This is a genomic window from Actinomadura rugatobispora (assembly GCF_042656285.1).
GTDB classification, from domain to species: Bacteria; Actinomycetota; Actinomycetes; order Streptosporangiales; family Streptosporangiaceae; genus Spirillospora; species Spirillospora rugatobispora.
This window is the reverse complement of record NZ_JBHSON010000019.1, coordinates 58,872-80,424: the sequence shown is the minus strand read 5'-3', so window position 1 is coordinate 80,424 and position 21,553 is coordinate 58,872. Positions and strand designations below refer to the sequence as shown.

Here is a 21,553-nt window from a genome sequence, read left to right as displayed (position 1 = left end):
GACGCACGAGTCCCGGGCGGCCGCTCAGGCGGCGGGGAGGCGCCGCGCCCCGGGCGAGGGGACGGCGTCCACGAACTCTGGCTCGGCCAGGCCGCGCTCGCGGTACGCGGCGGTGATCGCGTCGCGGACCCGCTCGGCCCGCCCGGTCGCCGTCAGCACGATCACCGAGCCGCCGAACCCGCCGCCCACCATCCGCCCGCCGCGGGCCCCGGCCCGCAGCGCCGTGTCGATGGTCAGGTCGGCCTCCGGCCAGGAGATCTCGTACTGGTCGCGCAGGGACAGGTGGGAGGCCGTCAGCAGCGCGCCCAGCTCGGTCTCGGCCCCGGCGCGCAGCAGCCCGGCGGTCGCCTCGACCCGGTGGTTCTCGGTGACCACGTGCTGGACGCGGCGGCGCAGCACCGGGTCGGCGAGGCGGTCCAGCGCCGCGGGGAGGTCCTTCACGTCGCGCAGCGCCGGGACGCCCAGCAGCGCGGCGGCCCGCTCGCACTCGGCGCGGCGCCGCCCGTAGCCGCCGTCGGTGAGGGTGTGCCGGGCGCGGGTGTTGACCACCAGCAGCGCCAGGTCCTTGCCGGGCAGGTCGAGCGGGACCTGCGCGGACAGGCCGGTGCGGCAGTCGAGCATCAGCGCGTGCCCGGCGGTGCACAGCAGCGAGGCCGACTGGTCCATGATCCCGCAGGGCATGCCGACGTACTCGTTCTCGGCCCGCTGCGCGATCCGGGCCAGGCCCGCCCGGTCGGCGGCCAGGCCGTCCAGCCCGTACAGCTCGCACAGCGCCAGCGCGGTCGCGCACTCCAGCGCGGCCGACGACGACAGGCCCGCGCCCTGCGGCAGGTCGGAGTCGAAGAGGACGGAGGCGCCGCCGACGCCGTGCTCGCGCAGCAGCGCCGCCACGCCGAACGGGTAGGCCGCCCAGCGTTCGCGCTCCGCCCAGCCGCCGGCGGTCTCGGGGCCCGCGCCGTCCAGGACGACCGTGACCCCGGCGTCGGCGGCCTGCAAAGAGCGCAGTTCCAGCACGCCGTCGTCGCGCCGCGCCGCCGCCGCCGAGACCCCGCGGGCCAGCGCGAACGGCAGGACGAGCCCGTCGTTGTAGTCGGTGTGCTCGCCGATCACGTTGATCCGGCCCGGGGCGTGCCAGACGCCCTCGGGCGCCCGCCGGTACGCCTCGGTGAACGCCGCCGTCAGCGTCGCCGTGCCTTCTTCGGTCATCGGGACCGCTGGACGAACGTCCAGGCGTCCTCGACCATGGCGCGCAGGTCCCGCTCGGGCTTCCAGCCCAGCCCCGTCCTGATCTTCTCCGAGGACGCCACCAGCACCGCGGGGTCGCCGGCCCGGCGCGGGCTCACCTCGACCGGGACCGGGTGCCCGGTGACCGCCCGGCACACCTCGATCACGTCGCGGACCGAGAAGCCGCTGCCGTTGCCCAGGTTGAAGATCTGGTGCGCGCCCGGCGCGCACGCCTCCAGCGCCAGCAGGTGCGCCGCGCCCAGGTCGACGACGTGGATGTAGTCGCGGACGCAGGTCCCGTCGGGCGTGGGGTAGTCCTCGCCGAACAGGTTCACCGACTCCTTCTCGCCCAGCGCCACCTTCAGCACGTTGGGGATCAGGTGGGTCTCCACCGCGTGCCGCTCGCCCTGGCTCCGGCCGCCGTCCCCGGCCAGCCGGGCCCCGGCGACGTTGAAGTAGCGCAGCGAGACCCCGCCGATGCCGTGCAGCCGGGCGTACTCGGCCAGCGCCGTGTCGATCGCCAGTTTGGACGCCCCGTACGGGTTGGTCGGACGGGTCGGGTCGGTCTCCAGGATCGGCGTGGACTCCGGCTCCCCGTAGGTCGCCGCCGTCGAGGAGAACACGATCCGCCGCACGCCGGCGCCGCGCATCGCCTCCAGCAGCGCCAGCGACTCGCCCAGGTTCTTGTCCCAGTACAGGCCGGGCTTCTGCACCGACTCGCCGACCAGCGACCTGGCCGCGAAGTGCAGGACGGCGTCGAAGCCGCCGCCCTCCAGGACCCCGGCCGCCTCGTCCCGCAGCGTGCCGCGCACCAGCCGGGCGCCCTCGGGGACCGCGTCCGCGTGCCCGGTGGACAGGTCGTCCAGGACCACGACCTCGTGGCCCGCCTCCAGGAGCTGGGCGGAGACGACGCTGCCGATGTAACCGGCGCCTCCGGTGACGAGCAGCTTCACGGAAAAGACCTCCTGGTCGGTTGGCGTCGCGGGGTCGCGCGGACATCGGCCCACCCCGGGGCCCGCGGGACGCCGTCCAGGCTAGCTGGGGACGGCGCAACCGGTAGCGTCTCTGATCAGCTTAGGGATCCCTGGCCATGCGCGGTGTGTGGCGGGGGTGTGTCCACCGGGGTGGGGTGGCGTGGGCGTGCAGGTGGAATCCTGCGCCCAGCGCCGCTCCGCGCGGCCGGTGTGGCCGTGTGGTGGTGGGGGTGATGCTGATCGTGGTCACGTCCTGGTTCCGTCGAGCCGCGCGGGGCAGTGCCGGTGCGGTCGTCGGGTCCTGGGGGGCGTGTCCCTCCGGACGCCGGCCCGCCGGCCCCGGCTGGGTGCCGGGTGGTCGGTCGGGAGAGGGAACCCCGCGTCGCCTGGGCACGGGGCGGGAGTGGTGATGCGTCTTGCGGGGGCGGGTCGGATCGGTCTTCGACCTATCCGCCCGGTCACCCCGGCACGTGGTGGGGGCCGCGATGATGGCGTGGGCTTCGAGCGTGTCCACCACCGAGCCGATGGCCATGCGGCCGCCGGCCCGGTCGACCACGGTCGTGGCCTGGTGGGTCAAGCCGCGGGCGGCGATGCGCCGCCAGGCACCCTGGTCGCGGTCACCCTGCCAGCCGCAGGAGGGGGCGGGGCAGATGGCCCACTTCCACCCCGGCTCGGTGGGCCGGTCGGGGGCCTTGCAGTGCCTGAGGGGGACCAGGCAGGCCGGGCAGTGCTTGGAGGTGTTGCGGGGTGGGACGGTGACCACGGCGATGCCGTGTTCGGCGGCGATGTGCCGCAACCGGTCGGTGATCTGCCCGCGCACGGTCTGGGACATGCGGGTGTTGTGGGTGCGCCCCTGGCCCTTGGCCTCCATCGAGCGCAGATCCTCCAGATAGATCACGCTCGCTCGGGCGGCGATGGCCTGATCGGCCGCCCAGCGGGCCGCCGCCCACGCCAGCGCCGCGTTCAAGCCGGTCCGGCGGGCTGAGGTGTGCTTGAGCTCGGCCACCAGGAGGGAATGCCTGACCGCCGCCACCAATTCCTGGTCGTCGGCGGAGGCTGCCCGGCCGCCGACCTGGCCGCTGATCTGCTCGTGCTGGTGGGCCAGGTGGGGAGCCAGACACTCGTAGTGGGAGATCTTGGCGTGCAGGCGTTCGGACTGGCGGCGCAGCCGATGGCCCTTGCCCAGCACCCCACCTGCGCGGAACTGGCCGCCGTGGCCCATGGCGGTGATGCGCCCGTCGGGGTGCAGGCGGCACGCCCCCGCCGACAGCAACGTGTTCAGGCCCCAGTCCACGCCGAGCGCGATGGTGTGCCCGGTGCGCCGGGCGGCGGGGACGGCGTGGGTGAAGGCCAGGTCGGCCCGCACCTTGGCGCCGCTGGGGCACACGGTGGGGCGCAGGGTGGGCAGATGCAGCACCGCCCTGGCCGGGACCGTGGACGGCAGCACGATCGGGCAGGACACCCACGTCCAATCGGCGTAGGACCGCGGGTCCGGCCGGGTGGGCAACTGCACCCGCAGCACCGCCCGGCCGGGGTCGCTCTCGTGCCGGGCGAGGGTGGCCTGCTGGGCGTCGCACGCGGCCAGCAGCAGCACCCGCGCCGAGTTCGGCACGCCCTCCAACTCGAACACATCCACGGGAAGGCGGCCGTGTGCGCGTTCGAACCTGGCGATCTGCCGGGTGCGGGCCTTGATCACACTGCCCGGCAGACCCCTACCATCAGGCACTGCCGCGCGCACCGCGTCCCACTCGGCGACGGTGCGCTTGTTCGGGGCGGCGGGCCAGGTTGTCAGGATCCCGGCGGTGAGCGCGGTTCGCCACCGCACCGACCGCAGCAGCCGCCCGGCCTGCTCCTGGGCCATCCGCCTGATCCGGTCGTTGACCCGCACCCCCTCCGGCAAGGCGCCATCCGGCACGTCCCAGCCCAGGCGGCGCAGCGCCATCCATGCGTGTGACGGCAACGCCTTGCCGGCCGCGTCCACCCCCGAGGTCAGGGCGGCCACGTCGGCGGCTGTCCAGCGCTGGGTCAGCACGGCGGCGGCCATCCGGCCCGCCAGGTCCGCGCACCAGCCCGTCCGGGCGGCCAACTCGGCCACCGTCAGCACATGACCGGTCTTTTCGTCCACTCCCTCACGCAGCACCGTCTGGGCGCACGCCGTCCGGCCGGTCTCACCATCGGCCAGGAGCTGCATGCGGCTCTGCTTGCGGCTCACGGGACCAGGGGATCCTCTCACGGGCACAGGACCGGCAGGGGACCGAACGAATGTTCGACGCCCACACTACCCCCACCGGCCCCCCGCCCACCCCCGCCACGCCAGATCTCTGAGGACACCCCACATCACTAATGATCACTCCACTCAATCATCATGATCATCAAGGAATCATGACGGGAAACTACGGATCGCCAAGGAAACCTGCGAGCCTGGCAGTCTCACCGCCCGGCGGCCCCCGGCCGGCTCGGAGGAAGCGGACACCGGCCATGGACGAGCACACCGGCGATCACCCCCGCACCCGTGCCGCGGCGCGTACGAGAACGCCCGCGCGGGCGCTGGTCCGCGTGATGACGCGCACCACCGACCTGGTCGCCCGGATCACCGGCACCGACCCCGCCGCGCTCCGCGAGCGGATCACCGCCGAGCGGGTCCGCGCCCTCGTCGCCGCCAACACCGAGCTCACCGCCGACGAGCGGGCGCTGATCGAGGAGGTCTTCGCCGCCGGGAAGCGCCCGCTGCGCGAGGTGCTGGTGCCGCGCACCGAGGTGGAGTTCCTGGACGCGGCGCTGCCCCTCGCGGCCGCCGCCCGGATCGCCGCCGGCAGCCCGCACTCCCGCTTCCCGGTCTGCCGCGTCTCGCACGACGAGGTGATCGGCTTCGTGCACATCCGCGACCTGCTGGTCCCGGGCCCGGCCGACCGGGACGTGCCGGTGGGCGAGCTGGTGCGGCCGGTGCTCTACCTGCCGGCGTCCCAGCGGGTGCTGCCGGTGCTGTCGGAGATGCGCCGGGACGGCCACCACCTGGCGATCGTCATGGACGAGTACGGCGGCACTGCCGGAATCGTCACCCTGGAGGACCTGGTCGAGGAACTCATCGGCGACATCCGCGACGAATATGATGTGCAGGACGCGCAAGCGCAACGGCTGCACGGTGGGGTGGTGGAGGTCGACGGTCTGCTCAACCTCGACGACTTCGCCGCCGAGACCGGCGTCCGGCTGCCCGCCGGGCCGTACGAGACGGTCGCCGGCCACGTGATGGCCGCGCTCGGGCGGATCCCCGCCGAGGGCGACGCCGTGGACGCTCCCGGCTGCCGGCTGTCGGTCGTCCGCATGGACGGCCGCCGGGTGGCGCGCGTGCGCGTCGTACCGCAGCAGCAATCCCCGGCACCGCAGCCGCCGGGAGCCGAAGCACCGCCCGCACAGGACGGGACGGGGCCGTCGCGGTTCGTGGCCGGTCCGGGCGTCCACCGGGCCGGTGCCGTCCCGGCCGCCGGCGGCGTCTCCGGGGCCTCGGCCCCGGACGGTGCCCCTGCCAGTGACATCGCCTCGAACGGGGCCTGAGAGAATCGATCCGTGCACATGTCCGAAGCGCCCAGCCCGACCAGCACCGCCGTCCCCGCGGACGGCGCCGCGTCCGCCGGCGAGGCGGGCACCGCGATCCCGCGCGTGCTGTCCGGCATCCAGCCCACCGCCGACTCCTTCCACCTCGGCAACTACCTGGGCGCGCTACGGCAGTGGGTCGCGCTGCAGAACTCCCACCAGGCGTTCTACTGCGTGGTCGACCTGCACGCGATCACCGTGGAGCACGATCCGGAGACGCTGCGCCGCCGTACCAGGGTCGCCGCCGCCCAGCTGCTGGCGATGGGCCTGGACCCCGAGCGCGCCACCGTGTTCGTGCAGAGCCAGGTGCCCGAGCACGCCGAGCTGGCCTGGATCCTGGGCTGCATCACCGGGTTCGGCGAGGCGGGCCGGATGACCCAGTTCAAGGACAAGTCGTCCAAGCAGGGCACGGCCGGCACCACGGTGGGGCTGTTCACCTACCCGATCCTGCAGGCCGCCGACATCCTGCTCTACACGCCCGCGCCCGGCCCCGGCGAGCGGGTGTTCCACGTGCCGGTCGGCGAGGACCAGCGCCAGCACCTGGAGCTCACCCGCACGCTGGCGCAGCGGTTCAACCACCGCTTCGGCGAGACGTTCGTGCCGCCGGAGGCCTACATCCCCGAGGCCGCCGCCAAGATCACCGACCTGCAGGAGCCGACGGCCAAGATGAGCAAGTCGGCCTCGTCCCCCCAGGGGATCATCGACGTGCTGGAGGAGCCCGGCCCGATGCGCAAGAAGATCATGCGCGCGGTCACCGACACGGGCACCGACGTGCGCTTCGACGAGGAGAACAAGGCGGGCATCGCCAACCTGCTGCGGATCTACTCCGCGCTGGAGGGCGTGCCGATCGCGGATCTGGAGCGCCGGTACGAGGGCTCGGGCTACGGCCAGTTCAAGAAGGACCTGGCCGCGCTGGTGCTCGACACCTTCACCCCGATCCGCGAGCGGACGCTGAAGCTGCTGGCCGACCAGGAGCAGCTGGACCGCGTCCTGGCCGAGGGCGCCGCCCGCGCGGGCGCGGTCGCCCGGGGGACCATGGAGGTCGTGCGTGATCGGGTGGGGTTCGCGGGACGTGGCCTCTGACAGGGGCGGAGCCCTTCTGGGGGTCCGGGGGACCGCCCCCAGGGGCAACGCTGACGAGGACGGAGCCCTTCAGGGGGTCCGGGGGACCGCTTCCAGGGGCAACGCTGACAGAGGCGGAGTCCTTCTGGGCGTCCGGGGGACCGCGCCCAGGAGGCACGCAGGCAGGGGCGGGGCGGGGTCCAGGGCCCTTCAAGGGGTCTGGGGGGCCGCGCCCAGGGGCGTCGAGGGCTCGCGCGTGATCGGGGTGGCGATCCCGATCCCGGACCCGTTCGGCGCCCAGCTGCAGCGCATGCGGGCCGCCCTCGGCGATCCGCTGGCGCACGCCATCCCGACCCACATCACGCTGGTGCCGCCCACCGAGGTGGGCGGCGGCCCGGCCGCGCTGGCCGCGATCGACGACCACCTGTCCGCGGTCGCGGCCACCGAGCGGCCGTTCGGGATCAGGCTGCGCGGCACCGCCACGTTCCGGCCGGTGTCGCCGGTGGTGTTCGTCGCGCTGGCCGAGGGCATCGGCGGGTGCGAGCGGCTGCAGGGGCGGGTGCTGACGGGGCCGCTGGCGCGGGAGCTGGAGTTCCCGTACCACCCGCACGTGACGGTCGCGCACCACCTCCCCGAGGAGGTCATGGACCAGGCGTACAAGGACCTGGCGGGCTACGAGGCGGCCTTCGAGGTCCGCGGCTTCTCGGTGTACGAGCACGGCGCCGACGGCGTGTGGCGGCCCCGGCGGCACTTCGGGTTCGGTTCCGCGCCGGACGCCGGCGCCGCGCCGGCCACCGGCTGACCGCCGCGCCCCTCCCCGGGTGACCGGATGATCACAAAGCGGAGCATCGTCCGGCCGCAGCGGGGTAGACGGGGTACATGCGCCAGTTGATCGGCAGGGCCTGGGGCCGGATCGAGGCGTCCTGGGAGGCGGGGGAGAGGCTGCTGCGCGCCGGCCGGGCCCGCTGGCCCTGGCTCGACCACCTGGGCCGCGCGTACGGGCGCTACCAGGACCGCCGCGGCGACCGGCTGGCGGCGGCGCTGACCTGCTACGGGTTCCTGTCGTTCTTCCCGCTGCTGGCGCTGGCGTACGCGCTGCTCGGCTACCTGCTCGGGGTGAGCGACGAGGCCCGCGCCTACTTCGTGCAGGCCGTCGAGGACCTGCTGCCGGGGCTGAAGGACCGGCTCCAGGTGGAGCAGATCGCCAGTTCCAAGACCGCCGTCGGGCTGGTCGGCCTGGTCGCGCTGCTGTTCACGGGGCTGGGCTTCGTCCAGATGCTGCGGGAGGCGCTGCGCGACATCTGGGACAACCCGCCGCAGCCGGAGGGCAACTTCCTGGTGATGCGGGTGCGGGACGCCGGTGTCCTGCTCTTCCTGGGCGCGATGCTGATCACCGGGGTGGCGGTGTCGACGGTCACCGGCTCCGCCACGCACACGGTGCTGGGCTGGCTGGGCTGGGACGAGGTGCCCGGGGCGGGCGTGGCGCTGCGGCTGCTGTCGCTGGCCGTGGCGATCGCCTTCGACGCGGTGGTGTTCCTGGTGCTGTTCTCCCGGCTGTCGGGCACCCGGGCGCCCTGGCGGACGATCTACCGGGGCGCGCTGTTCGGCGCGCTGGGCTTCGAGCTGCTCAAGCAGGTCGCGGCGTTCCTGCTGGACAGGGTCACCAGCAACCCGGTGTACGCCTCGTTCGCGGTGCTGGTCGGGCTGATGATCTGGATCAACATCGTGTCGCGGTTCCTGATGTTCACGGCGGCGTGGACGGCGACCCGGCGGGCCGTGCTCAGCGCGGACGCCACCACCGACTCCGCGGACGGCGGCTCCGCGGACGGCGGCTCCGACGGCGACTCGGCCGCCCGCGACCCCGAGGGGCCGGGCGGTGAAGCCGGGCGGTCCGGCCCGGAGGACCGTTCGGCGGCGGTACGGCCCGCGCCCGCCCAGGACGAGCAGCCCGCCCGCGACGAGCGGCCGGCCCGCGATGGGCGGCGCCGCCGGGAGCCGCGCGGTCAGGACCAGAAGGCGTCGTCGGCGTACTGATCCTCGGCGAGCGTGCGGATCTCGGTGATCCGGCCGTCCTCGATCCGGAACACGTCCACCGCGCGGCCGTCCAGGACCCTCCCGGGCCGTTCGGCGTAGGTGTGCACGAGCGCGACGCCGTAGCCGTCGCCCGCCATGACCGCGTACGGTTCGGAGCGGTACGTCCCGCCCGACAGCTCGAACACGCGGACGTAGAAGCCGAGGACCTCCTCGGGCGTGCGGTAGTCGCCGCACAGCGGGCCGCGGCCCTGCACCCGGTGGACGACCCGGTCGTGCAGCAGGGTGCGGATGATCTCCATGTCGCCTTTGTCGAAGGCGGTGTAGCCGTCCCGGATCAGGCAGGTGTTGGGATGCTCCGTCGCGACCGGGGACGGACGGGCGTGGTCAGGGGACACGGCGCTTCCTCCACACGGCACCGGCCCGCCGTCCAGCGGCGGCGACGCGGTGACCGGCACCATTTCGAGCGTAGGCCGGGACCCCGGACGCCCACCAGTGCGGGCACCCTCACCGATGGGCGCGGATCAGCGCTCTCCGGCGCCGACCGGCTCGGAGGTCTCGCCGGGCGGCGGCGGCTCGTCGTCGTCGCGGCGGCGCCGCATGCCCAGGAACAGCAGCCCGCCGGCCACGCCCACGGCCGCCGCGCCCCCGGCCACCAGCAGGCCCCAGCCCCCGGCCGAGTCGTCGTGCGTGATCGGGTTGGTCGGCAGCAGGTTCTTGTCCGAGGACTTCTTCTTGGCGGCGTCCGGGTCGCCGGGCGGGACCAGCGTGCCCACCGGCCTGGCCTTGCCGGCCGCCGCGAAACCCCAGTCGAGGAGTTCCTTGGCCAGGCGGGAGGGCTGCTCGTCGGCCCGCATCAGCGAGATCACGATGGTGCGGCCGTCGCGCTCGGCCGCCGCCACGAACGTCTGCCGGGCCGCGATCGTGTAGCCGTTCTTGCCGCCGATCATGCCCTTGTACGCCTGGGACTGCCCGGGGAGCATCCGGTTGTGGGTGTGGATCGGGTAGCCGCCGGTCTTCTTGCCCCGCTTGCGCTCCTTCTTGGTGGGCGGGGCCGGGAAGGGGTGGTCGATGGTCTCGGTGTACTTGCGGAAGTCGGGGATCTTCAGGCCCTCGCGCAGGATCAGCGCCAGGTCGTAGGCCGAGGTGTGCTGGGTCTTGACGGTGAGCCCGAGGTCCTTGTCCAGGCCGTTGGGGGAGCCGGCCAGGGTGTCGTGGGCGTTGATCCGGCGCGCCTCGGCGTTCATGTCGGCTAGGGTCTTCTCCAGGCCGCCGTTGGCCTGCGCGAGCCCGAGCGCGGCGTCGTTGGCCGACATCATCATCAGCGCGTAGAACATGTCGGAGACCTTGTACTGCATCTTGGTGGTCATGCCGACCTTGGTGCCCTCGACGTCGCAGGTCGCCTGGGTGGGAAGGACCATCTGCGCCGGGTTCAGCCTGCGGACGAGCGCGAGCGTGGTGAGGGTCTTGATGGCGCTGGCGGGCAGGTAGTGCCCGTGCGGGTCCTTGGCGCCCAGCACCTCGCCGCTGCCGGCGTCGGCGACGATCCACGAGGACGCCTTGATCTTCGGTGCGGCGGGCACCCCTGACGCGGCGTTGACGATCACGCCCCGGCCGCCCAGTTGCGGTCCGCCCACCGGCTCCTTCGGCTTGGCCGGTTCCGGCGTCCGCCCGGCCGCCGGCGCGGCGGCGTTCGCGCCCGGCGCGTCGAGCGGCGCGAGGAACGACGCGGTGACCAGTGGCACGGCGAGCGCCGCGGCGCCCCGTCCCGGACGCCTCATGCCCGCCCTCCCCGCGACTGTGTCGGCAGTGGCTGTGCTCGCAAGCTTCCGCCCCTCGTTCCGGTCGCCCCGCACACGGCTCGTGATCTCCAGCAGAGTAGAAGACTAGGCGACGTGTCCGGAAGATCAGGCATGCCTGTGTCACTACTCCGGAGCCCGTGTACACGGCGTTTTCGGGCATCTCGCCCGGTGGCGCCCGGACAGGGGCGCCATGGCCGCTCCGCCGCCGCCCAGGCCATGCCCCCACCGAACAGTCGTGACACTCAGCGCCATGGCGTCGTTACCCAGAGTTGCCACATTGATTTCCGGACGGGCGGACTAGTCTGTTCGGGTCATGCATTGCTGGTCGGTCGATGACCGAAAAGGGTGACGGGGTGTGATCGGCGCCCGTCCGTACGAGTCAAATGATCCGCTTAGGGCATGGTTTCCCGATGGGTGCGGGCACTGGGCGCCATGATGGGGTGCGACGCCCCGGCCTGGATCCGCGTTTGTTCAGGCTTAGGGACCCGCTGGCTGAATTGCGCCACGTGCCACGCATCGACCTGCGAGGATTGTGGACGGAGGTTGGCCGTGGCCATTGACTTCAACCCATCGCGCGGCGCGACGCTGGGCGTGGAGTGGGAGCTCCAGCTCGTCGACGCGGAGACCCGGTACCTGCGGCAGGACGCCCGCGAGGTGCTGGCCGCCCTGCCGTCGCTCAGCGAGGGCGGTGACAACCCCAAGATCCGGCACGAGCTGATGGAGTCGACGGTCGAGATCGTGACCGACATCTGTCACACCGTCGGGCAGGCCAAGGACGACCTGGCCGCCACGATCGCCGAGCTGCGCACCGCCGCGGCCGCCCGCGGCCTCACCCTGGCCTGCACGGGCACGCACCCCATCAGCGACTGGCGGGACGCGGTCATGGCGCCCATCCAGCGCTACGCCGAGCTGATCGAGCAGATGCAGTGGCTGGCCCGGCGCATCCAGACCTTCGGCGTGCACGTCCACGTGGGGGTGACCGACGTGAACAAGGCGATCCCGATCGTCAACGCGCTGTCGGCCTACCTGCCCCACTTCCTCGCCCTCACCGCCTCCAGTCCGTACTGGAGCGGCAACGACACCGGGCTGGCCTCCAGCCGCGCGGTGGTGTTCGGCCAGCTCCCGACGGCCGGGCCGCCGCATCTGCTGGACGACTGGGCGGCGTTTGAGGACTACATGGACACCTTGCTGCGTGCGGGTACCATCCGGAGCATCAAGGAGGTGTGGTGGGACATCCGCCCGCATCCTGATTTCGGCACCGTCGAGATCCGGATGTTCGACGGGATCCCCACCATGCGGGAGCTGGGCATGGCCGCGGCGCTCTGCCAGAGCCTGGTCACGCTCTTCGAACAGCAGCTCGACCGCGGCTACACGCTGCCGCGGCCGGCGGCCTGGGTGGTGCGCGACAACAAATGGCGCGCCACCCGGTACGGGCTCGACGCCATCGTCATCACCGACGACGCGGGCGGCACCGCCCCCCTCCGCGACGACATCTACGAGCTGATCCGCGAGCTGGAGCCGGTCGCCGACCGGCTCGGCTGCTCCGAGGAGCTCAAGGTCGCCGGGGAGGTCCTGGAGTACGGGGCTCCGTACGAGCGCCAGCGCGCGATCCGCGCCGAGGGCGGCACCGTGTCGGACATGGTCGACGCGGCGATCAAGGAGTTCGAGCAGGACAGGTTCGTCACCCTCGGGGAGGTGGCCGATGCCGGGGGCTGAGGATCCCGGGGCGGCCGCCCCGGAGGGCGGCGCGGCCGGCGACGAACACACAAACAACGGGCGGAGGCCGTTCGGCTCCGCCCTCGCGCAGGGGGCGCAGATGACCCAACCGCGGCCCGGGGTGATGCCCGGCCTTGAACCACCCACCGCCCCGGCGGCGGAGCAGAGCACGGCGGGCGGCGGCGCCGCGGGCGCGGAGCGGTCGGACGCCGGGCCGCCGGGCACGGAACGGCCGGCCGCCGGCCTGCCGGCGCCGGGCGGGCGGCTCGACCCGTCCACCCGGGCGGACCCGTCGCGGCCGCCGGCCCGGGACGTCTCCGCCGCGCTGGGCGGGGCCGCCCTGCAACTGCAGCTGGACGCCTTCCTGGCCCGGTACGAGGACGCGCTGGTCGCGTTCCGCCGCGACCTGCACATGCACCCGGAGCTGGGGTACGCCGAGTACCGCACCACCAAGCAGATCGCCGAGCGGCTGGAGGAGGCCGGGCTGAGCCCGCGGATCCTGCCCCGCGGCACCGGCCTGATCTGCGACGTCGGCCCCGAGGACGGTCCCACGGTCGCGCTGCGCGCCGACATCGACGCGCTGCCGCTGCAGGACGAGAAGGAGGGCGTGCCCTACCGCTCCACCGTCCCGGGGGTGGCGCACGCCTGCGGCCACGACGTGCACACCGCGATGGTGCTGGGCGCCGGGCTGTTCCTGGCGCAGCAGGCGCGGGCGGGGCTGCTGCCCGGCCGGGTGCGGCTGCTGTTCCAGCCCGCCGAGGAGACGCCGGGCGGGGCGCTGGACGTGATGGCGGCCGGGGGCATCGTCGGCGTCGACCGGGCGTTCGCGCTGCACTGCGACCCGCGCACCGAGGTCGGGCAGCTGGGGCTGCGGTCCGGTCCGATCACGGCGGCGTGCGACAAGGTGTACGTGAAGGTGACCGGCCCCGGCGGCCACACCGCGCGCCCGCACCTGACCGCCGACCTGGTCTACGCGCTGGCCAAGATCGTCACCGAGCTGCCGTCGGCGCTGTCCCGGCGGGTCGACCCGCGCTCCAGCCTGTCGCTGGTGTGGGGCCGGGTGTCGGCGGGGTCGGTGGCCAACGCGATCCCCGACGACGGCATCGCCGAGGGCACCGTCCGCTGCCTGGACGACCAGGCCTGGCACCGGGCCCCGGAGATGATGAAGGCGCTGCTGCAGTCGGTGGCGGCCGCCTACGACGTGGAGGCGTCGCTGGAGTACGTGCGGGGCGTGCCGCCGACCGTCAACGAGGCGGCCAGCGTGCAGATGTTCCGGGACGCCGCGGCGCAGGTGCTGGGGGAGGAGGCCGCCGTGCCGACCCCGCAGAGCCTGGGCGGCGAGGACTTCGGCTGGTACCTGGAGTCGATCCCCGGGGCGCTGGCCCGGCTGGGCGTGCGCACCCCGGGCTCGTCGGACGAGTACGACCTGCACCGCGGCGACTTCGACGTCGACGAGAGCTGCATCGCGGTCGGCGTGCGGGTGCTGACGGCCACGGCGCTGACGGCGCTGTGGGACGGCGGCCGTCCCGCCGAGGCCGAGACCTCGGTGGAGGGCGCGGCGCTCGCCTGAATGGCCGCTGCGGCCTGAACGGGCCGCCCCGGCTTGACCGGCCGCCGCGGCCTGACCGTCCGGCTCAGCTTGACCGGCCGCCCCGGCTTGACCGGCCCGTTCCCCGCGAGTCCGGTTCTCTCCCTTCCTCCCCTCGGTCCCCCCGCGCTCGCGTCCTGCGCCGTCACCGCCTTCCCGCCCCTCGTCCCCGCCGCGCGCGATCCCTCCCCGAATCTCGGTGTCCGTGTCCTGACCTGTGGTGATCTAGACCTACACCTTGGTAACGGACGCGTTGCGAAACGGTGCAGCGTGGGCGATTTCCGTGATTTGCGGGGTAGCGTCCGATCGATTTCAGGGGAACGGAAGGAGCGCTGCCTTGCGCCGTGCAATGAAGATCCCGCTCGTCACCCTGACGGGCGCAGCGCTGGTGCTCGGCGCTGCCGCGTGCGGTGGCAAGAAAGCCGACGACGCGGGCGCCGAGGGCGGGAAGAAGACGCTGAAGGTCGGGCTGGCCTTCGACATCGGGGGCCGGGGCGACCAGTCGTTCAACGACTCCGCAGCCGCGGGCCTGGACCGGGTCAAGAAGACCCTGAACATCACGACGGAGGAGATCTCCGCCAAGCCCGACGAGCCGGACGCCGACAAGGAGTCCCGGCTGCGGCTGCTGGCCAACAAGGGCTACAACCCGGTGATCGGCGTCGGGTTCGCCTACACCAACGCGATCAACAAGATCTCCAAGGACTTCCCCGACACCAAGTTCCTGGTCGTGGACGCCGACCAGTGCAAGGTCGAGGGCCCCAACGTGCTGGGCGCGTGCTTCTCCGAGGAGCAGGGCTCGTTCCTGGTCGGCGCCGCGGCGGCGCTGAAGTCCAAGAGCGGCACGATCGGCTTCATCGGCGGCGTGAACGTGCCGCTGATCCACAAGTTCCAGGCCGGGTACGAGGCGGGCGCCAAGCACGCCCGCCCGGACGTCAAGATCCTGCCGGCCAAGTACCTCACCCAGCCGCCCAACTTCGACGGCTTCAAGAACCCGGCGCTGGGCAACGAGGCGGCCAAGGGCCAGCTGGACGCGGGCGCGGACGTCATCTACCACGCCGCCGGCGGCGCCGGCATCGGCGTGATCAAGACCGTGGGCGGCGCCAAGAAGTGGGCCATCGGGGTCGACTCCGACCAGTACAACCAGCCCGCGGTGGCCGAGGCCAAGGACTACATCCTGACCTCGATGATCAAGCGGGTGGACCTGGCGGTCTTCGACTTTGTCAACTCGGTCAGCACCAACACCTTCAAGCCGGGCACCAAGAAGTACGACCTGACCAACGACGGCGTCGGCTTCTCCGCCTCCGGCAACAAGGTGGACGACATCAAGACGAAGCTGGACGGTTACAAGGCCGAGATCACGGCCGGCAAGATCCAGGTCCCGGTCAAGCCCTGATCGGTCCGGCCGCGGTCCGCGTGAGCACACCCCGGCGCCTCCCCGTGTGGGACTCTCGTCACCGAGGGACTTCCGTGACGGGCGAGGCGCCGGAACGCGTCCGCGGGCCGCGCGATCGATCCCGCCGCGCGCGACCGCCGACAGCGAGTCAGGAGGGGCACTCGTGCCTGAGGAGATGCCGGCCGTACGGCTGACATCGATCACCAAGCGTTTTCCCGGCGTGGTGGCCAACCGCGACGTCGATCTGACCATCGAGCGCGGCGAGGTGCACGCGCTGTGCGGGGAGAACGGCGCCGGCAAGTCCACGCTGATGAAGATCCTGTACGGGATGCAGCGTCCGGACGAGGGCACCATCGAGATCGACGGGCGGCAGGTGTCGTTCCGCACCCCGGCGGACGCGATCGGCCGCGGCATCGGCATGGTCCACCAGCACTTCAAGCTGGCCGACAACCTGACCGTGCTGGAGAACGTGATCCTGGGCGCCGAGCCGCGCCGCCGCGGCCGGATCGACTTCGCCGGGGCGCGCGGGCGGATCCGGGAGATGTCGGAGCAGTACGGGCTGCGGGTCGACCCCGACGTGCTGGTCGAGTCGCTGGGCGTGGGCGACCGGCAGCGGGTGGAGATCCTCAAGGTGCTCTACCGGGGCGCCCGGGTGCTGATCCTGGACGAGCCCACCGCCGTCCTGGTCCCGCAGGAGGTCGAGGAGCTGTTCGGCAACCTGCGGGAGCTGCGCGCCGAGGGGCTCACCGTGCTGTTCATCTCGCACAAGCTGGACGAGGTGCTGTCGGTGGCCGACAGCATCTCGGTGCTGCGCCGCGGGACGACGGTCGCGACCCGGCTCGATCCGCGCGAGGTGACCTCGCGGCGGCTGGCCGAGCTGATGGTGGGCTCGGAGCTGCCGACGCCGGAGCTGCGCGAGTCCACGGTCACCGAGGACGTGCAGCTGGAGGTGGACGGCCTGACCGTGCTCACCCCCGAGGGCCGCCCGGTCGTCGACGGGGTATCGCTGCGCATCCGGCGCGGCGAGATCGTGGGCCTGGCCGGGGTCGAGGGCAACGGGCAGGGCGAGCTGATCGAGACGATCATGGGGATCCGGAACGCCGACGCCGGGACGGTCGGCTACGGCGGCGAGGACATCACGCACTGGCCCACGCGGCGCCGTCGCGAGGCCGGGATCGCCTACATCCCCGAGGACCGGCACCGGCACGGGCTGATCCTGGAGGGCGCCCTCTGGGAGAACCGGATGCTGGGGCACCAGACGCAGCGTCCCAACGTCCGGGGCCCGTGGGTCGACCGGCGGGGCGCGCGCCGCGACACGACCCGGATCGTGCGCGAGTACGACGTCCGCACCCCCGGCATCGACGTGCCCGCCGCCGCGCTGTCGGGCGGCAACCAGCAGAAGCTGATCGTGGGGCGGGAGATGTCGGGCGATCCGCGGCTGCTGATCGCGGCGCATCCGACCCGCGGCATCGACGTCGGCGCGCAGGCCGCCATCTGGGAGTACCTGCGCCAGGCCCGGGCCGCCGGGCTGGCCGTCCTGCTGATCAGCGCCGATCTCGAGGAACTCATCGGAATGTCGGACACCCTGCACGTGATCCTGCGCGGCCGGCTGGTCGCCGAGGTCGATCCGGGCACGGTCACCCCCGAGGAACTGGGCTCGGCGATGACCGGCGCCGTCGACGAGGCGGCGTCGTGAGCGGCCCGGAGAAGGCCCCGGAGGACACCCCGCCCGCCGACCTGGAGAAGGCCCCGGAGAAGCCCCCGGCCGCGGAGCCCGCTCCGGTGCCCGCGTGGAAGGCGGTCATGCAGGGGCTCGGGCCGAGCGGCCTGGGGCTGCGGATCGGCGCGCCGGTCCTGGCGCTGGTGATCTCGCTGCTGATCACGATGGGGCTGCTCCGGGTGACCGGCGCGGACCCGTTCAGCTCGATCACCAGCATGATCGACTACGGCACCACCGACAACTCGATCGTCGACATCCTCAACCGGGCCACCCGCTACTACCTGTCGGCGGTGGCGGTCGCGATCGGGTTCCGGATGGCGCTGCTGAACATCGGCGTGGACGGCCAGTACCGGCTGGCGGCGATGCTGTCGGCGGCGCTGGGCGGGGCGCTGACGCTGCCCGCCCCGATCGGCCAGTTCCTGGTGATCCTGTCGGCGATGCTGATCGGCGGGCTGTGGGCGGCGATCGCGGGGGTGCTCAAGGTCACCCGCGGGGTCAGCGAGGTGCTGTCGACGATCATGCTGAACGCGATCGCGACCGGCCTGATCGCCTACCTGCTCAACGACCAGCGGCTGGCCGAGGTCAGGCCGGGCAGCAACAACGTGGCGACCGCGCCGATCCCCGACTCGGGGCGGGTGGGACCGTTCAACGACGTGCTGACCGCGCTGTTCTCCGGGCCGGGCCTGATCGCGGTGCTGATCGTCGGCTCCGCCGTGATCGTGTACTCCGTCCACCGCCGCCAGGCCGCCGGCGGGGAGGGCTCCGGCGCCGCGCCGGGGCTGGTGCTGGGCGCGATCGGCGCGGTGGTGTTCATGGTGGTGACCGCGCTGGTGGTCGCGCCGGTGCTGTCGGACCTGCCCGGCCAGGTGTACGGGCTGCTGCCGATGGCGGTCGTGGTCGGCGTGGTGTTCTGGGTGGTGGTCAACCACACCCGGTTCGGGTTCGACCTGCGGGTCTCCGGGCTGTCCCCGACCGCGGCGCAGGCCAGCGGGGTCAGCGCCCGGCGGATGATCGTGATCACCATGGTGGCGTCCGGGGCGGTGGCCGGGCTGATCGGGATGCCCGAGCTGCTGGGAGCCTCCTACGAGTACTCGCTGAACTTCCCGGCGGGCCTGGGCTTCACCGGGATCACGGTGGCGCTGCTGGGCCGCAACCATCCGGCGGGCATCGCGCTGGCCGCGCTGCTGTTCGCCTTCCTCGACCAGACCTCCGACGTGCTGCAGGAGGTCGACGTGCCCAAGGAGATCGTCGGGGTGATGCAGGGCGTGGTCGTCCTGACCGTCGTCATCGTCTACGAGCTGGTGCGGCGCTGGGAGATCCGGCTGCAGCAGCGGACCGTGGCCGACGAGCTGGCCACCGGGCACGACCTCGCCGCCAAGGGGGCCCCCTCATGAGCGTCACCACCGCGGTCGAGAACACCGTCAAACAGGCGAACGGGGCGCGGCGGCGGCTGCGCTGGCCGCACTACCTGCTGCTGGCGGGCGCGCTGCTGGTGCTGCTCTCCCTGGTCAGGGTGCTGACCGGCGCGGACGACGTGACCTCCAGCGGGACGGTCAGCGCGTCCCTGCGGCTGGCGGTGCCGATCTTCCTGGCCGGCCTCGGCGGCCTCTGGTCGGAACGCTCGGGGATCATCAACATCGGCCTGGAAGGCATGATGATCCTCGGCACCTGGACCGGGGCGTGGGCCGGCTACCAGTGGGGCCCGTGGATCGGCGTGCTGGCCGGGATCCTGGGCGGCGCGCTGGGCGGGCTGCTGCACGCGGTCGCGACCGTCACGTTCGGCGTCGACCACATCGTCTCCGGCGTGGCGATCAACATCCTGGGGCTGGGCCTCACCCAGTTCCTGGCCGGACTGATCTTCAACACGGGCGAGGCCAAGGCGCTGGGCGGCGGCCCCCGGCAGTCGCCGCCGATCGAACCGGTCGGGACGCTCACCGCGCCCGTCCTGTCCGGCGGCGAGTTCTTCGGGTGGAAGAGCCCCGACGTGCTGGGCGCGCTGGAACGGCACCACTGGTTCCTGGTGTCGGACGTGGCCGGGATCCTGCGCGGCCTCACCACCGGCATGTCGCTGCTGACCCTGCTGGCGCTGCTGCTGATCCCGCTGAGCTTCTTCGTGCTGTGGCGGACGGCGTTCGGCCTCCGCGTCCGTTCCTGCGGCGAGGACCCGTACGCGGCCGAGTCGCTGGGCGTGAACGTCTACCGGATGAAGTACGCGGCCGTGATGATCTCCGGCGCGCTGTCCGGGCTGGGCGGCGCGTTCCTGGTCACCGTGGCGTCCCCGGTCTACCAGGACGGCCAGACCGGCGGCCGCGGCTTCATCGGCCTCGCCGCGATGATCTTCGGTAACTGGCGGCCCGGCGGGCTGGCCACCGGCTCGCTGCTGTTCGGCTACACCGACGCGATGAACGTGCGCGGCGGCGGCGAGGCGGTGCACGCGCTGCTGCTGTTCGTCACCGTGATCCTGGTGGCCGTGGCGGTGTGGCAGCTGGTGCGCGGCAACCGGCTGCGCCCGCTGGTCGCCACCGACCTGGACCGGCGGCGCGTCCGCAACGCCTTCGCCGGCGCGGTCCTGGCGGTCGCGGCGGCGGCCGGGCTGCTGGCCTGGTTCCTGCTCAGCGACACGGTGCCGGGCGAGCTGGTGTCGTTCACCCCGCACCTGACCACGCTGCTGGTGCTGGCGCTGGCCAGCCAGCGGCTGCGGATGCCGGCCGCCAACGGCCAGACGTACCGGAGAGGAGAAGCCCGCTGAGCACGATCGACTGGGAGGCGCTGCGGGCCGCGGCCAGGAAGGCGATGGGACGCGCGTACGCGCCGTACTCCGACTTCCAGGTCGGCGCGGCCGGACTGACCTCGGACGGCCGGATCGTCACCGGCTGCAACATCGAGAACGCCTCGTACGGCGTCGGCCTGTGCGCCGAGTGCAGCCTGATCAGCGCCCTGTACGGGGAGGGGGCCCCGGAGCGGCCCCGCCTCGTCGCGGTCGCCGTCGTCGACCGCAACGGCACCCCGCTGATGCCGTGCGGCCGGTGCCGCCAGCTGCTGTACGAGCACGGCGGCCCCGCCATGCTGCTGGAGACCGTCAGCGGTATCAGACCCATGACGGAGGTCCTGCCGGACGCGTTCGGACCCGACGACCTGAGGAGCCGCTAGGTGGACGCGATCGACGTCATCCGGGCCAAGCGGGACGGCGGCGAGCTGAGCCCGGAGCAGATCGACTGGGCGGTCGCCGCGTACACCCGCGGGGAGATCGCCGAGGAGCAGATGTCGTCGCTGGCGATGGCGATCCTGCTGAACGGGATGAGCCGGGCCGAGGTGTCCCGCTGGACCCAGGCGATGATCGACTCGGGTGAGCGGATGCACTGGTCGGCGCTGGACCGTCCCACCACCGACAAGCACTCCACCGGCGGCGTCGGCGACAAGATCACCCTGCCGCTGGCGCCGGCGGTGGCGGCGTGCGGCGCGGCCGTCCCGCAGCTGTCGGGCCGCGGCCTCGGCCACACCGGCGGCACCCTCGACAAACTGGAGTCGATCCCGGGCTGGCGGGCGTCCCTGAGCACCATCGAGATGCTGGACGTGCTGAACTCGACCGGCGCCGTGGTGTGCGCGGCGGGCGACGGCCTGGCCCCCGCCGACCGCAAGCTGTACGCGCTGCGCGACGTCACCGGCACGGTCGAGTCGATCCCGCTGATCGCCTCCTCGATCATGTCGAAGAAGATCGCCGAGGGGACCGGGGCGCTGGTGCTGGACGTGAAGGTCGGCTCCGGCGCGTTCATGAAGACCCACCGGGACGCCCGCGACCTCGCCGAGACCATGGTCGCCATCGGCACCGACCACGGCGTCCGCACGATCGCCCTCCTCACCGCGATGGACCGCCCGCTGGGCAACGCGGTCGGCAACGCGGTCGAGGTCGCCGAATCACTCGAAGTCCTCTCCGGCGGCGGCCCGTCCGACGTCGTCGACCTCACCGTCGCCCTCGCCCGCGAGATGCTCGCCGCCGCCGGCCTGTCCGGCGCCAAGGACCCGGCGGACGCGCTGCGCGACGGCTCGGCCATGGACGTGTGGCGCCGCATGATCACCGCCCAGGGCGGCGACCCGCACGCCCCGCTGCCGGTCGCGCGCGAGTCGTACGAGTTCACCGCGCCGTTCGCGGGCGTCCTCACCCGCCTGGACGCCTTCGGCGTCGGCGTGGCCGCCTGGCGGCTGGGCGCGGGCCGGGCCCGCAAGGAGGACCCGGTGTCGTTCGGCGCCGGGATCATCTGCCACGCCAAGCCGGGCGACAAGGTCGCCGAGGGCGCCCCGCTGCTCTCCCTGTACGCCGACGACGTCGCCCGCTTCCCCCGCGCCCTGGAGGCCCTGGAGGGCGCCGTCGAGATCGTCGAGGACGCCGTCCCCGACCCGTCCCCCCTCATCCTCGACCGCGTCGGCTGACAACGACCGCGTGGCCCGGCGAGC

At 73.1% G+C, this 21,553-nt stretch carries 17 protein-coding genes; 12 read left to right on the top strand and 5 right to left on the bottom strand.

The features are described 5' to 3' along the window. Positions 1 to 24: 24 nt before the first annotated feature. The 3 genes from galK to ACFPZN_RS15815 form a co-directional block, all read right to left on the bottom strand. Positions 25 to 1,206 (bottom strand): galactokinase, encoded by a 1,182-nt coding sequence (gene galK, locus ACFPZN_RS15825; protein ID WP_378282713.1) that lies wholly within the window; start codon positions 1,204 to 1,206, stop codon positions 25 to 27. Beyond that, complete coding sequence (gene galE / locus ACFPZN_RS15820) at positions 1,203 to 2,177, bottom strand: UDP-glucose 4-epimerase GalE (RefSeq protein ID WP_378282712.1); 975 nt, start codon at positions 2,175 to 2,177, stop codon at positions 1,203 to 1,205. The genes galK and galE overlap by 4 nt, the downstream gene beginning before the upstream one ends. A 121-nt stretch (positions 2,178 to 2,298) precedes the next feature. Continuing rightward, positions 2,299 to 4,410: a zinc ribbon domain-containing protein gene (locus ACFPZN_RS15815; RefSeq protein ID WP_378282711.1), complete on the bottom strand. Its 2,112-nt coding sequence runs from the start codon at positions 4,408 to 4,410 to the stop codon at positions 2,299 to 2,301. Positions 4,411 to 4,676: 266 nt separating this feature from the next. Here ACFPZN_RS15815 and ACFPZN_RS15810 point away from each other — a divergent pair, with 266 nt between their 5' ends. The 4 genes from ACFPZN_RS15810 to ACFPZN_RS15795 all read left to right on the top strand — a co-directional run bounded on the left by ACFPZN_RS15810 (position 4,677) and on the right by ACFPZN_RS15795 (position 8,885). Then, entirely contained in the window at positions 4,677 to 5,750 is a 1,074-nt protein-coding gene (locus ACFPZN_RS15810; RefSeq protein ID WP_378282710.1) for a hemolysin family protein, read from the top strand. Positions 5,751 to 5,762: 12 nt separating this feature from the next. Continuing rightward, complete coding sequence (gene trpS / locus ACFPZN_RS15805; protein WP_378282709.1) at positions 5,763 to 6,872, top strand: tryptophan--tRNA ligase; 1,110 nt, start codon at positions 5,763 to 5,765, stop codon at positions 6,870 to 6,872. A gap of 235 nt (positions 6,873 to 7,107) precedes the next feature. Further along, positions 7,108 to 7,653, top strand: a complete 546-nt coding sequence (locus ACFPZN_RS15800; protein ID WP_378282708.1) for a 2'-5' RNA ligase family protein — start codon at positions 7,108 to 7,110, stop codon at positions 7,651 to 7,653. A 77-nt stretch (positions 7,654 to 7,730) separates the two neighbouring features. Next, positions 7,731 to 8,885 carry a YihY/virulence factor BrkB family protein gene (locus ACFPZN_RS15795; RefSeq protein WP_378282707.1) on the top strand — a complete coding sequence of 385 codons (1,155 nt, stop codon included), beginning with the start codon at positions 7,731 to 7,733 and terminating at the stop codon, positions 8,883 to 8,885. Here ACFPZN_RS15795 and ACFPZN_RS15790 read toward each other — a convergent pair. Both ACFPZN_RS15790 and ACFPZN_RS15785 read right to left on the bottom strand, forming a co-directional pair. Further along, the gene (locus ACFPZN_RS15790) at positions 8,855 to 9,280 is read right to left on the bottom strand and encodes a nuclear transport factor 2 family protein (RefSeq protein WP_378282706.1); all 426 of its coding nucleotides are present in this window, start codon (positions 9,278 to 9,280) and stop codon (positions 8,855 to 8,857) included. The two genes, ACFPZN_RS15795 and ACFPZN_RS15790, sit on opposite strands and share 31 nt — an antisense overlap. A 126-nt stretch (positions 9,281 to 9,406) precedes the next feature. Continuing rightward, a complete protein-coding gene (locus tag ACFPZN_RS15785) occupies positions 9,407 to 10,663 on the bottom strand; it encodes a D-alanyl-D-alanine carboxypeptidase family protein (protein ID WP_378282705.1) in 1,257 nt (418 codons plus the stop codon). 570 nt (positions 10,664 to 11,233) lie between these two features. Here ACFPZN_RS15785 and ACFPZN_RS15780 point away from each other — a divergent pair. From ACFPZN_RS15780 to ACFPZN_RS15745, 8 genes are all read left to right on the top strand, one after another. After that, a complete protein-coding gene (locus tag ACFPZN_RS15780; RefSeq protein ID WP_378282704.1) occupies positions 11,234 to 12,400 on the top strand; it encodes a glutamate--cysteine ligase in 1,167 nt (388 codons plus the stop codon). Positions 12,401 to 12,500: 100 nt separating this feature from the next. Continuing rightward, positions 12,501 to 13,970, top strand: a complete 1,470-nt coding sequence (locus ACFPZN_RS15775) for a M20 family metallopeptidase (protein ID WP_378282703.1) — start codon at positions 12,501 to 12,503, stop codon at positions 13,968 to 13,970. A gap of 355 nt (positions 13,971 to 14,325) precedes the next feature. Then, entirely contained in the window at positions 14,326 to 15,381 is a 1,056-nt protein-coding gene (locus tag ACFPZN_RS15770; RefSeq protein ID WP_378282702.1) for a BMP family lipoprotein, read from the top strand. Between the two features lie 175 nt (positions 15,382 to 15,556). Beyond that, complete coding sequence (locus tag ACFPZN_RS15765; RefSeq protein ID WP_378282762.1) at positions 15,557 to 17,077, top strand: ABC transporter ATP-binding protein; 1,521 nt, start codon at positions 15,557 to 15,559, stop codon at positions 17,075 to 17,077. Further along, positions 17,074 to 18,495 (top strand): ABC transporter permease, encoded by a 1,422-nt coding sequence (locus ACFPZN_RS15760; protein WP_417281728.1) that lies wholly within the window; start codon positions 17,074 to 17,076, stop codon positions 18,493 to 18,495. Before ACFPZN_RS15765 ends, ACFPZN_RS15760 begins: the two co-directional genes overlap by 4 nt. Then, positions 18,492 to 19,850 carry an ABC transporter permease gene (locus ACFPZN_RS15755; protein ID WP_378282701.1) on the top strand — a complete coding sequence of 453 codons (1,359 nt, stop codon included), beginning with the start codon at positions 18,492 to 18,494 and terminating at the stop codon, positions 19,848 to 19,850. The genes ACFPZN_RS15760 and ACFPZN_RS15755 overlap by 4 nt, the downstream gene beginning before the upstream one ends. Further along, a complete protein-coding gene (locus ACFPZN_RS15750) occupies positions 19,847 to 20,251 on the top strand; it encodes a cytidine deaminase (protein WP_378282760.1) in 405 nt (134 codons plus the stop codon). The genes ACFPZN_RS15755 and ACFPZN_RS15750 overlap by 4 nt, the downstream gene beginning before the upstream one ends. Further along, positions 20,252 to 21,529 (top strand): thymidine phosphorylase, encoded by a 1,278-nt coding sequence (locus ACFPZN_RS15745; protein ID WP_378282700.1) that lies wholly within the window; start codon positions 20,252 to 20,254, stop codon positions 21,527 to 21,529. Positions 21,530 to 21,553 lie beyond the last annotated feature (24 nt).